The organism is Marinococcus tarijensis, from assembly GCF_054971385.1.
This window is the reverse complement of the sequence record NZ_JBQOJA010000003.1, coordinates 166,003-182,917: the sequence shown is the minus strand read 5'-3', so window position 1 is coordinate 182,917 and position 16,915 is coordinate 166,003. Positions and strand designations below refer to the sequence as shown.

Here is a 16,915-nt window from a genome sequence, read left to right as displayed (position 1 = left end):
TCAGTGGAATCCTCTTCGTCGGTGGATGGCCCGCCGGAGTCTTCGGTCCCGTCAGTGCCGCTATCCCCGGAAGGAGCAGAAGAGGAGTCCTCAGCGGAATCCTCTTCGTCGGTGGATGACTCGCCGGAGTCTTCAGCCCCGTCAGTGCCGCCGTCCCCGGAAGGAGCAGAAGAGGAGTCCTCAGTGGAATCCTCTTCGTCGGTGGATGGCCCGCCGGAGTCTTCGGTCCCGTCAGTGCCGCTATCCCCGGAAGGAGCGGAAGAGTCTTCATTGCTGCTGTCTTCAGTGGATTCTTCTTCGTCTGTTGAACTCCCGTCATTTTCTGCTTCATCCGTCGTATTCGATTCGTTTGTGTTTTCATCGGAGCTATCACTGCTGTCATTGCCTGATGGCTCCGATGAGTTATCCTCAGGTGATTCCGGGCTGTCGCCGGAAGAATCTTCAGAAGAGGAATTATCCCCGCCTTCGTTTTCATTATTTTCATTTGTACTGTTTTCTTCACTATCATTGCCGGAGTTGTCACTGCTGCCCTGGTCTTCAGAGTTTTGATTTTCATTATCGTTGTTTGAAGAACCATTACTGCCGGTATTTTCTTCAGCGTCATCATTGCTCGAATTATTATTGTTATTTTCTGAGTCGCTGCTGTCCGAATCTTCGTTGTCTCCAGAATTGTTATTGCCGGAATCATTGTTGTCGTCGGAATTATCATTGCTGTTATTGTCGGAACCGTTATTGCCATTCGAACCGCCGACATCAGCTCCGCTGGAATCATTTGATTCCCTGCCGTGAGTATCTACGGCGCGGACAGTATACTCGCCGCTTCCATCAGTATCAAATTCTGTTGTTTCCCGGTCGATTACATTGTCAACTTCGTCGCCGTCATTAAAGATACGATAGCCGATCACATCATTATCATTGGAGGCTGACCAGGTGATGGTGCCGCCATCATTAGAGACCCCAGTCACCCTGGAAGGATCTCTGTTATTTTCAGGAGCATCTTCATCCGGAACAATATTGTCCCAATCGTCCGGCAGATATTCCTGAATCTCTTCTTCATCGCCGTCTAAAAGGTATTCGTCGTTTAAAGAAATGCCATCTTCCATAAATTCAGAAGGAGTATCATTGTACCCAGGGTAACGGTCTCCGTCGATAGTTACATATTCAATTTCTTCGAGACTGTCATCCTCTTCAGTAGGAGCGAATTCTTCATTGAGAATATCTTCATTCACCAGATCCGCTTCTTCACACAAATCTGTAGGCTGTTGGCCGGAGAGTCCGCATATTTCTTCTGTAGAGATTCCATCCGGTTCAGAGAATGTGTCTTCAGATCCGATTAAATCGTCCTCCGTGTCGGAAGCGGCATTCATAATATCGGCCCAAATCTGCTGAGTTCTCTGCGAATAAGAGAGCCCCTGCGCATCTTCAATGCTAATCTGTTCATTATACCCAAGCCATAGGCCGAAGGTTACGTTGGGATTATAGCCGACGAACCAGGAGTCTATCTGATTATTTGTCGTACCTGTCTTTCCGGCCCAGTCGCCGTCAATATTCAGACGATCGGGAAGAGAGCTTGCAGTACCGTCTGATCCTAATACGTCACGAAGAATATCTGTAATAAGGAAGCTGGTTTGCTCCGAAAAAGGATTAGTGGACTCTTCTTCATGTTCAAAGACAGCTTCGTCTGTACTGTCGGTAATAGAGGCTACCATGTAAGGTTCATGATGTTCTCCTCCAGCGGGGAAAGTCGTGAACGCGCTTGTGTTTTGTTCTACACTTACGCCGCGGCTGAGTCCACCAATGGCAGTGGAAGAAGAAATACCGTTTTCGACCACATTGCCCATACCAAGATCATTAAGAGCTTCTTCTCTTGTCGATTCGTCGAGCATGTCAAATACCCGTACGGCCGGTATGTTACGTGATTCGGCTAGAGCACTTCTGGCGTCGATAAAGCCTTCATACTCTCCGTCAAAGTTGTTGAGCTCGTCATCGTCTCCTCCGTATTCGGTAGGAATATCGAGCAGTGTCTGTCCAGGGTGCAGGATGCCTTCTTCAATAGCCGGACCGTAGTCAAGCAGCGGTTTCATGGTTGAGCCATTCTGCCTGCGCGTCTGGGTAGCGTAGTTTAATGAACTTGTTTCAAAATCACGGCCTCCGACGAAGCTTAAAATAGCACCGCTGTTATTTTCAATCATCATACCGCCGACCTGCTCTGCTTCACCCTCTTTATCGGGACCGAAGTAATCGTTGCTGTCTACAGCTTCCTGCATAGCATCGTAGGTATCTTTATGAACCGTCAGCTCAATGTCATACCCGCCTTCAGCGACTTCCCGGCCTGCTTCCTGGTTATATTGCTGAATAGTTTCCTGACGTTCTTCGTCTGATAAATTTTCTAATTGAACGTCGTCTTCGGCAATCATTTCTTCGCGCATAATCCTTGTAGCTCTGCGCTGAGCTTCATTAATTAAATAAGGATATTCCTGGGCTACTTCTTCTTTTGGCTCAGCAAGATTGTCGCGAATATCGTAATCCATTGCTTCATCGTATTCTTCCTGGGAAATGGACTCCACTTCAAGCATATTGTTTAAAACTTCGTCTTTCCGGTTCAGCCCTTGAGAGAGGTCGTCTTTTATCTCCCCGTTACTTTCAAATGGAGTGTAGGTGTAAGGGTTTTGCGGGAGCCCGGCAATGTAAGCGGACTGGGCAACATTCAGCTCAGAAGCGTCAACACCAAATATTCCCTGGGCAGCAGCCTGGGCCCCTGCGATATTTTCTCCATTGGCATTACGGCCGAATGGAACGATATTCATATAAGCCTGGAATATTTCATCTTTAGAAAAATACGTTTCCATTCTCATCGCCAAAGCGACTTCTTTCGCTTTTCTTTCAAAGGAGACTTCTCTGGTCAGCAGCTGGTTTTTAACAATCTGCTGGGTTAACGTTGACCCTCCTGTTTGGGTGGTCGAGTTCGTTACTTCCTGGTATGTAGCACGCATTAATGACTGGGGATTGATTCCGTTATGATCATAAAAAGCCCTATCCTCGGTGGACAAAAATGCATCCTGCAGGCTGGTTGAAACGTTATCGAGTTCTACACGCTGTCTTTCCAGTTCTGAAGGCAGCTCTCCTAATTCCTCTCCGCTGGCAAAATGGACGGTGCTGTTCTCGGCATAGCTGTATATTGATTCCTGCATTTCTTCCTCCGTGTAAGCTTCCTGTCCTTTAACCAAGGAGGCAAAAAAGCCTGCACCGATTGACCCAATAAATAAAATAGCTAAAATAAAAGCAATAAACAGGGTGAGAAATGAAAGACCAACAACGCGTAAGGTGTTTCTAGAGCTTGTTTGGTCGTGACGCCCCATAATTATTACGATCTCCCTTCTCTATGTAGCTTTGTCTATGGATTCATACATTGACAGTGCTGAAAGTCTTGTGCTAAAAATAAAAGAAGTGCAAACTTGAAAACAAACTATAACATACAGCTATGAAGGATGAAAGTAACCATAGGACCTACAGTCACAGAGAGTCGACGTGTGCTGAAAGTCGAACTGCAGCCTTTGGTGAATTACACATCCGGAGCTCCTTTCAGATCTTTGATTAAAAAGGTTTGAAACGGTGTAATGCATCGTTATCAACATGAAGCTGGGAAGCAGATGCTTCCAATAAGGGTGGTACCGCGGTCATCATCGTCCCTTTTCGTTTGTCGAAGCGAAAAGGGACTTTTTTATGTACCTACACTTATATATCCAAGTTTAGTGCGTTTTTAAACCAGAAAGGGGAAAGTTATGGGCATTTGGGAGGAATTAGAAGAAAGAGGACTTGTGAATCAGGTTACAGAAAGAGAGGGACTTAAGAATCAGTTAAACAACGGCCAGCTCCGTTTTTATTGTGGATTTGACCCTACGGGAGACAGCCTTCATATTGGTCACCTGCTGACTATTATTTTAATGCGCCGTATGCAGCTGCACGGGCATCAGCCAATTGCTCTTGTAGGCGGTGGCACAGGAATGATTGGGGATCCGAGCGGGAGAAACGCAGAGCGCTCCCTGAACGAACCAGAGATTGTGGAAGGTTTTTCACAAAAAATTCGCACTCAGCTTGAAAAATACCTCGATTTTGCCGGTGCGTATGGTGCAGAGATTGTAAACAACCATGACTGGCTTGGAAGCATGACTCTGATCAGCTTCCTGAGAGACTTTGGGAAGCATTTCAGTGTCAATTATATGCTTGCTAAAGAATCGGTGGAATCCCGTATTCAGGAAGGTATTTCTTTTACGGAATTCAGCTACCAGATAATGCAGTCCATTGATTTTTACTACCTCTACAAAAATCACCAGTGTACGCTTCAAATCGGCGGCAGCGATCAATGGGGCAATATTACCGCAGGCTTAGAGCTGATTCGTCGTCTTGAATACGAAGACGAGGAAAAATCTCCTGCTTATGGTATGACAATCCCGTTAGTGACCAAAGCCGACGGCACGAAATTTGGAAAAACAGCCGGCTACGCAATATGGCTCGATCCCGAAAAAACATCACCATACGAAATGTACCAATTTCTGCTTAATACGGACGACCGTGATGTATTAAAATTTATACGCTACTTTACGTTTATTGATAAGGAAGAAATGAAAGAGCTTGAAGAAAAGATGCAGACAGAGCCTGAAAAAAGAGAAGCCCACCGGAGACTGGCGCAGGAAATCACCTCGTTTGTCCACGGCCAGGAAGCACTGAATCAGGCTGAAAATATTACGAAAGCTCTTTTTGGCGGAGGCGAACTGACAGCACTGACAGCAGACGAAATAGCCCAGGGTTTTAAAGATGTACCATCGTACACGATGAAAGCAGAGGGACAAAATCTGGTGGAGCTCCTGGTTCAAGCGGGCATAGCAGGTTCAAAACGCCAGGCCAGGGAAGATGTACAGAACGGTGCCGTATATATTAATGGTGAGAGAGAACAGAATACAGACAAAACTGTAGGGAACAATGATTTAATTGACGATCAGTTTATCATTATGCGCAGAGGTAAAAAGAAATATTTCCTGATTCTAAAAAGTAAAGGGTAAAAGCGGGCTGGAAAAAGCCGGACAAACATAAAAATCCCGTGCAGATCGATATCTGCACGGGATTTTTGCTATTAACGGGAGTAGTACTCAACGATTAGTGCTTCGGAAATTTCCGCAGGAAGCTCAGAACGTTCAGGGTAACGACTGTAGGTGCCCTGAAGGTTGTCAGCATCAAACGTGAGGTATTCCGGAACGAAAGAATTAGCTTCAAGTGCGTCCTGGATAGCGCTCATGTTGCGGGATTTTTCACGAACACTGATGGTTTTTCCTGGCTCTACACGGTAAGACGGGATATCTACACGATTACCGTCTACGGTGATGTGGCCATGGTTAACCAGCTGGCGTGCACCGCGGCGCGTACGGGAAAGACCAAGACGATAAACAAGGTTATCGAGACGGGATTCAAGTAGAATCAGGAAGTTTTCGCCGTGTACACCAGGCAATTTGCCAGCGATGTTAAATGTGCGCAGGAATTGGCGCTCATTTAAGTTGTACATGAAACGAAGCTTCTGTTTTTCCTGCAGCTGAACACCGTATTCGGATAATTTTCTGCGCTGCGTTGGACCATGCTCTCCCGGCGGATAAGGACGTTTTTCGAGTTCTTTCCCTGTACCACTGAGAGAGATGCCGAAGCGGCGGGACTTTTTCCAGGTTGGACCTGTATAGCGTGCCATAATGGCATCCTCCTCTATTAAAACAAATTTTGGTATAAAAACACTGTTGGCGAATCTCCCGTCATGCTCATTTTGCCCTCGTATGTCTTCGCCCCGACAGCTAGGGGTTACGCAACACACCTTGCTTGAAAGCAAGGAGCAAAATGGAAAGCACATGCAAGGCTTGCCCAGGCTGTCTTTCACACAACCATCATTGTAACTTCTGGCTGATGGCAAGTCAATATGTTTAGACTGGGAAAAATAAATGAAATTAATTGAAAATTTCCATTTTATACCGTATATTAGTATAATAGTCTCAGTTAATAGGATCGTGCGCGGCTTTTTTCCCTGATATTAAATTGACGGCGGTGATAAAGTGAGTTTTATTGAAAATAATAAACACTTAGAGAATCAAATAAAAGGGATGCTTTCTGCAAACAATGATTGGCTTTTCAGGCAATTTGGCGAAGCGAAACTTATCATTAAAGATGCAAAGCAAAGCGCCGAAGCCATAGTATTCTGGATTGAAAAAAGGGGATAAAGATCTCCAACTCTCTATCAGAAATCAACGAAAAAGAAAAACTAGTGACATGTACAATCAGAGGCGGTCTCGAATACAGTCTGGAAATAATGAAGGCGGAGCATACTTCAAACGCGAGCAGCTATTTAAAAGAACTCTCCAGTCACATTGATTATTTATTGGCAGCTCCTGTAAAAGAAGAAAAGGAAGTAGATGAAGATAGTCGTCAGCTGCTTATAAATGTAATGAAAAAGTTTTTGGAGACCACGAGTATTGAGGATGTATTAAAAGAAATCTTTTATACTTTATTTTGTTTATATCCACAGGCTCGAGCAGAATTATACTTATCGGGTGGATGGAACATCAGAGACGTTCACGGTAGAGTGAAGGTGAAAAATAAGTTAACTTCAAAAGATAAGGAAATGAATGAATGTTTTCTTACAGGAAAGAGCTCAAATAAACAAAATTCCGGAAGAAAGGGGCTTTTTTTTCCTATTAACGGAAAACAGGGCACTTATGGTGTGGTTGCTATTTATTTTCATAATGGTCCAATGCCTTCAGAAAAAGAAAAAGAATTTATACATGTTTTAACAAACGCCGGGGGCAACGCCATAGAAAATATAGATACCGCTTTACAGTCAAAGAGGCTTATTCAGGAGCTTCAGCTTGTGAATGCAGCTTCGAATTCTTTACAGCGGTATATGCATTTAGAAACGGTAATTAAAGAAATGGAAAACTTATTTTTTGATTCATTTGATGCAGACCATGCTGTATTTATTATTTATGATAAAAGCGGCCAGCAACGAGTATTTGAATCAAAAAAATATTGGGCATCACCAGAGAAAAGTGCTGAGCTGAAAAAGGTGATGGAAAAAATATCTTTTACAGACGCATCCTGGTTTACTGGAGATATAATAAAAGAAAATGGCCAGGAGGGTAATTATCGTTCGACCATCTGTTTACCGTTAAGGGACGGAGAAAATATCTTTGGTGTTGCTATTGTTTCTGGAAAAAAGGACCGGCATTTCACGTATAACCAGTATAGGCTGATGCAGACACTGGTGCACCACTGCAGTCTTGTGGTTACAAATGTACTTCTGCATGAAAGGCTTGAACAACTTGTCAGAACTGATGAGTTAACTTCTCTTTTTTCCCGGCGTCATTTAGACAATTACTTAAGGGAACATCTGGATCAGTATCCGAATGGGATGTTCCTTTTATTTGATATTGATGACTTTAAACATATTAATGACACCTACGGGCATGAGACAGGTGACGATACTATCGTTCAGGTAAGCTCTGTGATTAAACGATATTCAAGGAATGAAGACGTGGCTGCGAGGTGGGGAGGAGAAGAGCTGGTATTGTTTTTGAATGACGTGGACACGGAGACCTCCATAATAGTGGCCGAGCGTATTATTAAAAGAGTGAAGGAAGAAACGTCTCCGCGGGTGACCGTTTCATGTGGAATTGCGAGTGTAAAGCAGATGACCTTTGATAATGAGTATAAGGATTTATTCCACCGAGCAGACAGAGCTTTGTATAAAGCCAAACAGAATGGGAAAAATCAGATTGTGTTCGACGATAACGAATAAAGAAGCCAGGCAAGCTTAATTCAACTTGCCCAGCGGAGGATATTAATTTTCAGGTGGAAAAAGTGCGTTTTCAATTTCATCGGCAAACTGACGCAGGAAAGACTCTTCCTGTTCAGAAAAACGATTCAGTACAGGGCTGTCAATATCGAGCACGCCGTACACATCCCCTTCAGGAGTAAACAGTGGAACTACTATTTCTGACTGGCTGGCAGCATCACATGCGATGTGGCCCGGAAAGGCATGCACATCCTCCACGCGAACCGTCTGTTTTTTCTCATAAGCTGTACCGCAGACCCCTTTGCCCGGGGTGATGCGGTTACAGGCAGGCAGTCCCTGGAATGGACCGAGAACCAGTTCATTTTCTGTATCGTCCCAAATATAGAAGCCGACCCAGTTTACGTTGGACAAAAATTGGTTAAGCAAAGCGGAGGCGTTGGCCAAATTGGCGGTTTGGCTGTTTTCGTCTAAAAATAATGCTTTACCCTGCTGGCATAATGTGTGGTAGCTTTTCTCTAAAGATGAGTCATAAGAAACTGGTTGAAAAGACATGAAGATCCCTCTTTCATTATCGTAGTTGCTCCCCTGTAAGAGCTGAAATATCGTTACTGCCCGCGAGCAGTCCCGAAGAGGCGTGGGCATCGGAGCCGTATACGAGCGGTATCCCCATCCTTAATGCTGATTGTATTACCGAGGGATGCGGGTACGGCTCGAGGCACCGTTCTTTGATTGTCCCGGCACCGTTCACATCAAGCTCAAGCCCTCTGAATTTAACCTCCTGCAAAATAGCTTCAATAGCATTTTGCTCAAGAAAATCATATTCGTAATTTCTATGAAACTTACGAATAAGCGTCATGTGCCCGATTCTGTTCGGTGCGTATTTTCCAAGGCGGGCCTGAGTGGAGCGGAAAACGGCACTATAGTATAATTCTGCTGCTTTTTGCGGTGATCCGCTTAGACGGACGTAGCGGTCAAAGTGATCCGGTGAAAAATCTATACATATATATTCACTGTTTATTTTAATGAAGTGAGAGGAAAGAATGCAATCTTCAAGCTCAGGGCCGTACGTGTTCATAAATTGTTCTGTGTTTTTCTCAAATCCTTCAATAAAATCCACTTCGAGTCCTTTTTTAATGGAAATATCGCTTTGGTATTCTGCCTGAAGGGCATTTAAATCATGGAGATACTGATCGAGTTGTGCAAGTGGCATAGCACTGTCTTTATCCGGCACAGGGTCTGTAAAGCCTTCGGGAAGAGGAGCGTGCTCAGTAAAACTGATCGTCTTTATTCCGTTTTTGATACAGGCTTCAATATAGTCGTGAAACGAGTCTCTGCTTCCATGCGGACAGAAGGGGGAGTGAATATGGCCGTCACGAGTAATTGTCATAGGTATAAACTCCTTATTTTATGGAAAATATTATTGGAATACGGCTGGCTGAATTAAGGAAATAATGAAAATGGATTTTCTCGAAATTTTCTTTATCGTCATATAACAATCACTGCGTTTACATGTTATCATAAGTTTAAGTAAACATAGTTGAAAAAATATTTTGAGTACATTCGTGCACATAAAGTATGAGATAAGTATAAGTAACCCATAACGTGTAAATTATTTAAAACAAGGATGCACAGCGGGGAAAACTGGAGTGAGGAATTTGGCGACAACAATTGTAAGTATAGTTCTGGTTATCATTATCGCCGCGTTTGTCATATACGGAGCATGGGGACGCAGACGCATTTACCGGGAGGTAGACCGTCTGGAGGATGCAAGGGCGAATATGGCGGATCAGCCTGTGGCCGAAGAGATTGCGCGGGTCAAGGGCATGACAATGTCGGGAGAAACAGAAGAAAAGTTTGAATCATGGCGCAAAGACTGGGACGAAATTGTGGGAAAGCATCTGCCGGATATTGAAAAGGCTCTTTATGATGCGGAAGAAAAAGCAGACAAGTACAAGTTTAGTCAGGCTTCAGAAATCACTGTTGCTGTAGATACGCAGCTCGCCAGTATTGAAGAGGAAATCAACAATATCTTTCTGGAAATAGAAGAGCTGGTACATAATGAATCTGATAACCGCCGCGGCATTGAAGAGTCGGAACAGAAATATGAAGATATAAAACGTTTTGTTTCCCAGAACTGGCACACGCTTGGCAGGACAGCCCCGATTTTTGATCAGCACATGCGTGACCTCCAGTCTTCTTTTGAAGCTTTTTACGAGGCGGTGGAGCAGGGGAATCAATCTGAAGCCAAACAGATCAGAGAGAAGCTGGATGAAGATTTAGAGCGTGAAGAAGCATCTCTTTATGCCGTCCCTGATATGCTTGCAAAAGTACGGCGGCGCCTGCCGGAAGAATGGAAATCCCTGCGCGCCGGTCTTTATGAAATGGAAGAGCAGGGATACCCAATGGATGCTTTTGCATTTGAACAACGACTGAATGAAAACGAAGCAGAAACTGAGCAACTGCAGACGCGAATTGAAAGCCTGGACCTTGACGGGGTTGCAGAGCGCCTTACTGAAATGGATGCCTATAATGAAGAAGTGTACCGCATTCTTGAAGAAGAAGTGGAAGCCCGTGCCGAGGTCGAACGTCTGCTGCCTCAGGTTCATGAAGGCAGAGAACAGTTATCCACGCGAATGCAGACGCTGCTAGTGGAAAAAGAATTTATCGAAGCCAACTATCGGATTCCGTCGGAAACAGACCATCTGATTGCTTCATCAAAACGACAGGTTGATGGAATTAGAAAGAGCGTATTACAATTGCAGGAGCAAAAAGAAAACAAAGAACATTCCTTTACGCATATCGAGATGGAACTAAAACAAATTCTTGAGAAACAGGAAGAAGTGGAGTCGGGAATTCTAAAAGCAGAGAACCAGCTGGGCGTACTCCGGAAAGATGAAACACAGGCAATGGAAACGCTCGAGGAGCTAAAGCGCCAGAACCGCATCGAAGAAATGAGAATGCAGCGTACAAGGCTGCCTAAACTTCCGCCAATACTTTTGAATGAAAAAGAATCGGCGGATGATAAAATTGCCCATGCCGCTGCGGCCCTTTCTGAAACGCCGCTTGAAATGTCGCAGGTGCGCGAAACGGTGGCTCAGGCAGAAGAAAGTGTCCGCACTGTTTCTACAATGCTTCGGCGCATGGAAGAGCAGGCGTTGATGACTGAGCGTATCATCCAGCGCGGAAATTTATACCGCAGCAAAGAGGCTGAACTCGACCAAAGCCTGAAGGAAGCAGAAAGTGCTTTTCGCAAAGGCCAGTATGAGCATGCCCTGCAGGTGGCTTCATCGTCCGTGAGGAAAATGGATGACCGGTTTGTGACAGAGGTGCTGCAGGAGTCTGACATGCAGCTGACAGAAGCATAATCGACAAGCAAATAGTTAAGAAGCCTGAACTCAGGCTTCTTTTTTATGATATCAGTGATGCTGGGAGGAATTTGAAAATGTATTTTGATAACAGTGCGACCACCCAGCCATACGAGGAAGTGCTGAGTGCATACAGGAAAGCGTCCGAAGCCTATTTTGCCAACCCTTCTTCATTTCACCATAAGGGCGGCGAAGCTGAACGCCTGCTTGAATCTGCGAGAAGCCAGATCGCCCGGGAGTTAAAGGTGGAACCGGAGCGCTGCTTTTTTACGAGTGGTGGTACGGAAGGAAACAATATGGTATTAAAAGGAGTCGCAGAGGCGAGAAAAAATCTTGGCCGTCATATTATAACAACGGCTGTGGAACATCCATCAGTGATGGAAACCTGTGTCCATTTAGAAGAAAAAGGGTATCGGGTAACATATCTGCCGGTTGGCAGAGACGGCCGTATAATTATAGAGGATTTGACTAAGGCATTAGAGAAGGATACTATCCTTGTTACAATTGGTCATACAAACAGTGAAACCGGTGCAGTACAGCCTATCGAGACGATTGGAGAAATCCTTTCTTCCTACACTGGTATTTATTTTCATACAGATTACGTACAGGGTGCTGCCAAAATTCCATTAAATATTGAAAAGGCGGGGCTGGATTTTGTTACAGTATCCGCTCATAAATTCCATGGGTTGAAAGGCACGGGACTGTTGTATAAGCACCCGGGAACGGTGCTTGAGCCTTTAATACACGGGGGCGGTCAGGAAAGCGGAGTCCGTTCAGGAACAGAGAATACAGCGGGTGCTGCAGCTATGGCAAAGGCACTTCGCCTGGCAAAAGAAAGCTATGCTGCAAACAGCAGCAGAATTGAAGAAATCAAATTGTGGACCGCTGGACGGCTGCAGGAAAGCGGCGGAGTGATCAACTCTCCTTTTTCCGGAGGGTCTCCGTTCATATTGAATGTTTCCTTCCCCGGAATAAAACCAGAGGTGCTCGTTGAAGCGCTCGCGGAGAGGGGAGCTTCAATTTCCACCAAAACAGCATGTGCTTCGAAAAACTCGGAGCCATCTGCCGTCATCCTGGCTGCTTCGGGAGAACGGAAGCTTGCAGAAAGTGCTGTTAGGATAAGTTTCTCAGCGGATACAAAGAAAGAGGAAGCCGCTCATTTATGCAGCATGTGCGAAGAAGTGCTGCCACAGTTGAAAAAGGTTATGGAGGAACAGCAATGAGAGAAGAATATTTATTAATTCGCTTCGGCGAACTTGCTTTAAAAGGAAAAAACCGAAAAGAATTCGAGCGGCAGTTAAGAGAAAACATTGATCACGCGGTGAAGGATTTCCCCCACTGTGAAGTGCGGCGTACCTACGGACGTATTGCGATTAATCTGCTCGGGGAACCTGCTGAAGAAGTTATTGAGGCAGTGAAGCCGGTGTTTGGAATATCCTCCATCAGCTATGCGAGAAAAGCAGACTTGTCGGAAGAGGAGATACAGCAGACGGCCTATCAAATGTTTTCGGAATATAAGGATAGAAAAACTACGTTTAAAGTGGAAGCAAGGAGGTCCAATAAAGACTTTCCTATTCATTCCACAAAGCTCGCTCCAAGCGTCGGAAGTTATATTCTCCATCATACCGAAGGCGTCGGGGTGGACGTGAAGAATCCGGAAGTAACCGTGGAAATTGATGTTCGCGAGCAGGGAGCTTATGTAAGCTGCGGGCGTATCAACGGGGCAGGGGGACTGCCGACAGGCACTGGCGGAAAAGTAGTCAGTATGCTTTCGGGTGGCCTGGACAGTCCGGTCGCTGCATATTTAGCCATGAAGCGCGGAGTAACGATCGAGGCAGTTCACTTTCACAGTCCACCTTACACAAACGAACGGGCAAAGCAAAAAGTGGAGGATATCGCCCGAGTTCTCAGCCGGTTTGGAGGGAGTATCAATCTTCATGTGGTCCCATTTACCCGTGTTCAGGAAGCTATCCGAAGGCAGGTGCCGGACGACCATACGATGACGATTACACGAAGAGCGATGCTTGAAATAGTAACCAAAATAGCGGAGAAGGAAGATGCCAGGGCAGTAGTGAACGGTGAAAGCCTCGGGCAGGTAGCTTCCCAGACGCTTGAAAGTATGAATGTTATCAACGAAGTAACAAGTGTACCGGTCCTTCGGCCGCTGATTGCCATGGACAAAGAAGAAATTATCAGCATCGCTAAGCGTATAGGCACCTATGATATTTCTGTGCGACCGTATGAAGATTGCTGTACTGTGTTTCAACCGGCCAGTCCTGCCACCAAACCAAAAATTGGTTTAGTCTACAAATATGAAAAACGCCTGAATAAAGAGGAATTGTTTGAAGAAGCGATAGCTGAAACGAAAGTGATTTCTGTATCTAATATGAAAAGTGGAAAAGAAGAGTTTGAAGACCTTCTCTGAAGAGCTTTTTTCATTTGCATAAGTGGTATAAAATGGAATTTTGAAAGGATTGAAACAAAACGGGGATTCGTCCGTAAAAAGGAGAGGCGGTTAATGCTGTGAAAACACTTTGGTATAACGGAAATATTTATACGATGAAAAAAGAAAAAGAACAGGTCGAGGCAGTTTTAACCTCGGACGGGACGATTGAAAAAGCAGGGATGCTAAGAGAGATAGAAAAAGAACTGCAAAATGCTGCTGTCCGACGGGTGGATTTAAACGGAAGCGCGATGTATCCTGGTTTTACAGACAGTCATTTACATATGATCGGACTGGGTGAAACGATGATCCAGCTGGATTTATCAGAGTGCACTTCTGCGGAAGAAATGGCTGCGCTGATTAAGGAGAAAACAAAAGAAATTCCTGCCGGGAAATGGGTCATCGGAGAAGGGTGGAATGAGAACAATTTCCCTGACCGGAAAATTTTCCACCGGGAGGAGCTTGATGATTTAGTGCCCGCTCATCCATTACTGCTGACACGAATATGCCGACACGCCGCATTGGTTAACACACGTGCCCTCGATGCTGGAGGTATCGATAAAGATACTCCGGACCCGGAGGGCGGCATTATTGTTAAATCAAGGAATGGGGAGCCTACAGGCTATTTGCTCGATCAGGCCGCCGATTTAGTGAAAAATGAAATTCCAGAGGTGTCTGAGGAATATTTACATGAAGCACTTGGAAAAGCGGTGAGTCATATGCATCAATGCGGACTGACTGGCGGGCATACGGAAGATCTTAATTACTACGGCGGATTTACGAGAACATTGAACACATTCAGAAATATTTTGGCCGCCACTTCATTTCGGGCGCATCTTCTCGTGCATCATGAAGTGTTTCCGGACTTTATACAGCAGGGTCATACGTATGGTCTTCTTGATGAAGGTCTGGAGCTCGGCGCTATGAAAATATTTGCAGATGGAGCACTCGGGGGACGTACCGCCCTTCTCAGCCGTCCCTACAATGATGCCCCTGAAACAGCAGGTGTTGCTATCCATTCGAGAGAGGAGTTAAAACAGCTCGTGGCAGAAGCCAGAAAAGAAAATATGCCGGTGGCTGTTCACGCTATTGGCGATTTAGCTTTGGAATATGTGATAGATGCTTTAGAAGCCTGGCCGGTGCCAGAAGGAGTGCGGGACCGGATTATTCACGTACAAATCGCTAGGGAAGATTTGGTGGAACGGCTGAAGGCTCTGCCGGTAGCCCTCGATCTTCAGCCACGTTTTGTGCTTTCGGATTTCCCGTGGGTCGAAGAACGTCTCGGAAAAGAAAGGCTTCGTTATTCCTTCGCCTGGAAAACGCTCCTCGATCAGGGGATCAACTGCGCGGGAAGCTCGGACGCTCCTATTGAATCTGTAGACCCGAGGACTGGGATTTATGCGGCTGTCGCCCGGAAAAAACCAGGTGAGACGCACGACGGCTATATGCCGGAAGAAAAACTAACTCCTTTTGAAGCCGTGGAGCTGTATACTGGAGGCAGTGCCAGGGCCATCAGCCGTGAACACGAGCTGGGAAGAATTGCTCCCGGTTATAAAGCAGACTTTACGGTGCTCAGGAAGGATCTTTTTCAAATAAAGCCGGAAGAGATTTTAACAGCCGAGGTGGAAGCAACCGTTGTAGGAGACGCAGTCGTGTTCCTGCCGGAGGAGAGCAGAATCAAAATTAATAATGAAACGGAGGAATAATCATGAATGCAAAAAGGTGGTTTGCTTTATTAGCGGCAGCGGTGCTTCTTATCGTTTCGCTTGGCGCCCAGACAGCTTTTTCCCTGTGGAATACAGTTTCGAACCAGGCGCAAAATCAGCAGAATCAGGAGGATATAGTGAAAGAGGGCTCTTCAGACAGCCGGATAGCAATGCTTGATGTAGAGGGCACCATTCAATCCTCGGGCGGCTCCGGTGCCTTCTCCGGGGAAGGCTACAACCATGATGAATTTCTGAGTAATCTCGAAGAAGCCGGGTCGAGCGCAGATGTGGACGGTATTATTATTAATGTAAACAGCCCGGGTGGCGGGGTCGTTGAAAGTGATGAAATCCACGACGCCGTCGTCGAGGTACAGGAGGAAGAAAATAAACCTGTATATGTTTCGATGGGGAACACGGCTGCTTCCGGCGGCTACTACCTCGCGGCCCCAGCGGATAAAATTGTAGCCCATTCGGCGACTATTACCGGTTCAATAGGTGTGATTATGTCTTCCCTGAACTACTCCGAGCTGGCTGAAAACCTGGGCATTGAAGGCGTGAACATAACGAGCGGAGAGTTTAAGGATATGGGATCACCTACGGAAGAAATGACAGAAGAAGATCGGGAAATCATGCAGGGAATCGTCGATGACATGTATGAAGATTTTCTGCAGGTGGTAATAGATGGAAGAGGCTTTAGTGAAGACGAGGCAAGGGATTTAGCTGATGGCCGTATTTATACGGGTGAACAGGCGGAAGAAAATGGACTGATCGATGAGCTTGGGACTTCAGAGGATACTATTGCAATGATGGAGGAAGATCTTGAACTCGGAGACGCTACTGTAGAGCGCTACACTTCGGATGCGTTTAGCTGGCAGTCGCTTCTGCAAAACTCCGTTCAGGGATTGTTCATTTCTGACGAAAAGCTGCTGGGACTCCAGGAACTGCTGAAGTCAGTCGGAAGCGACAGTCCGCGGCCAATGTATTTGTATGAAGGATAGGAGGGATAATGATGACTACAAATGGCGGCTATCCGGAAGACCCCCAGGGAACGGCACAAACAGTGCCGGAAGAAAACAATAAGAATGCTGATTCTCAGCCCGGCTCAGCAGATAAACAGAATTCCAATGGAAGAAATGAAACGATGGAAGAGCTGTTCGCAGGGTTTTGGATGCGCTTTTGGGCCTACCTTACCGATTTGATTATACTTTTTTCCTTAAACGGGATTCTTCTTTCTCCCTTCTATTTCACGGGAGAAGGGGAAATCTGGGGATTCATTACATTGTATGCTGTGTTTAACGCATTGATCACCTACGGATATTTTTTGCTTATGACAAAATTTTACGGGCAGACGCTTGGTAAAATGATTTTCGGTTTGAGAGTAGTCCGGGTGAACCGGGAAAAACTAAAATGGTCCGATATCATTTTCAGGGAAATCGTTCTCCGGTTTGCCTACCGCAGCCTGGTTATTACAAATCTGGCATATATCGTAGTAGCCTTCACACCACAAAAGGCTGGTATTCATGATATGATTGCGGATACGAGGGTCATTCATACAAGAAAATGATGCCCGGAACAA

At 45.6% G+C, this 16,915-nt stretch carries 13 protein-coding genes and 1 other annotated feature; of the genes, 9 read left to right on the top strand and 4 right to left on the bottom strand.

Features of this window, described 5'->3' with window-relative positions; translation table 11 throughout:
- On the bottom strand, positions 1-3,359 hold a 3,359-nt coding region (locus tag ACTTK7_RS03040), incomplete at its 3' end, for a transglycosylase domain-containing protein (RefSeq protein WP_462865659.1).
- A 113-nt stretch (positions 3,360-3,472) separates the two neighbouring features.
- Positions 3,473-3,694: a binding site (T-box leader), on the top strand.
- 88 nt (positions 3,695-3,782) lie between these two features.
- On the opposite strand from ACTTK7_RS03040, the gene tyrS reads away from it, so the two are divergent.
- Positions 3,783-5,060, top strand: coding sequence for a tyrosine--tRNA ligase (gene tyrS, locus ACTTK7_RS03035; protein WP_462865658.1), 1,278 nt, complete (start codon positions 3,783-3,785; stop codon positions 5,058-5,060).
- A gap of 71 nt (positions 5,061-5,131) precedes the next feature.
- Here tyrS and rpsD read toward each other — a convergent pair whose 3' ends face one another.
- Complete coding sequence (gene rpsD / locus ACTTK7_RS03030; protein ID WP_022793076.1) at positions 5,132-5,734, bottom strand: 30S ribosomal protein S4; 603 nt, start codon at positions 5,732-5,734, stop codon at positions 5,132-5,134.
- Between the two features lie 355 nt (positions 5,735-6,089).
- On the opposite strand from rpsD, the gene ACTTK7_RS03025 reads away from it, so the two are divergent.
- Positions 6,090-6,254, top strand: coding sequence for a hypothetical protein (locus ACTTK7_RS03025; RefSeq protein ID WP_462865656.1), 165 nt, complete (start codon positions 6,090-6,092; stop codon positions 6,252-6,254).
- Between the two features lie 44 nt (positions 6,255-6,298).
- Positions 6,299-7,828, top strand: coding sequence for a sensor domain-containing diguanylate cyclase (locus ACTTK7_RS03020; RefSeq protein WP_462865654.1), 1,530 nt, complete (start codon positions 6,299-6,301; stop codon positions 7,826-7,828).
- Positions 7,829-7,870: 42 nt separating this feature from the next.
- On the opposite strand, the gene ACTTK7_RS03015 is transcribed toward ACTTK7_RS03020, so the two are convergent.
- Together ACTTK7_RS03015 and hisJ are read right to left on the bottom strand one after the other, a co-directional pair.
- Positions 7,871-8,377, bottom strand: a complete 507-nt coding sequence (locus tag ACTTK7_RS03015) for a GAF domain-containing protein (RefSeq protein ID WP_462865652.1) — start codon at positions 8,375-8,377, stop codon at positions 7,871-7,873.
- A gap of 16 nt (positions 8,378-8,393) precedes the next feature.
- Entirely contained in the window at positions 8,394-9,212 is an 819-nt protein-coding gene (gene hisJ, locus ACTTK7_RS03010; protein ID WP_462865651.1) for a histidinol-phosphatase HisJ, read from the bottom strand.
- Between the two features lie 268 nt (positions 9,213-9,480).
- Between hisJ and ACTTK7_RS03005 the strand changes: the two genes are divergently transcribed.
- From ACTTK7_RS03005 to ACTTK7_RS02980, 6 genes are all read left to right on the top strand, one after another.
- Positions 9,481-11,190, top strand: coding sequence for a septation ring formation regulator EzrA (locus tag ACTTK7_RS03005; protein ID WP_462865649.1), 1,710 nt, complete (start codon positions 9,481-9,483; stop codon positions 11,188-11,190).
- A gap of 77 nt (positions 11,191-11,267) precedes the next feature.
- Positions 11,268-12,413 (top strand): cysteine desulfurase family protein, encoded by a 1,146-nt coding sequence (locus ACTTK7_RS03000; protein WP_462865647.1) that lies wholly within the window; start codon positions 11,268-11,270, stop codon positions 12,411-12,413.
- Positions 12,410-13,615 (top strand): tRNA uracil 4-sulfurtransferase ThiI, encoded by a 1,206-nt coding sequence (gene thiI, locus ACTTK7_RS02995; protein ID WP_462865646.1) that lies wholly within the window; start codon positions 12,410-12,412, stop codon positions 13,613-13,615. Before ACTTK7_RS03000 ends, thiI begins: the two co-directional genes overlap by 4 nt.
- A gap of 98 nt (positions 13,616-13,713) precedes the next feature.
- Positions 13,714-15,339, top strand: a complete 1,626-nt coding sequence (locus tag ACTTK7_RS02990) for an amidohydrolase (protein WP_462865644.1) — start codon at positions 13,714-13,716, stop codon at positions 15,337-15,339.
- 2 nt (positions 15,340-15,341) lie between these two features.
- Complete coding sequence (gene sppA, locus ACTTK7_RS02985; protein ID WP_462865642.1) at positions 15,342-16,337, top strand: signal peptide peptidase SppA; 996 nt, start codon at positions 15,342-15,344, stop codon at positions 16,335-16,337.
- Between the two features lie 11 nt (positions 16,338-16,348).
- Entirely contained in the window at positions 16,349-16,903 is a 555-nt protein-coding gene (locus tag ACTTK7_RS02980; RefSeq protein WP_462865641.1) for an RDD family protein, read from the top strand.
- Positions 16,904-16,915 lie beyond the last annotated feature (12 nt).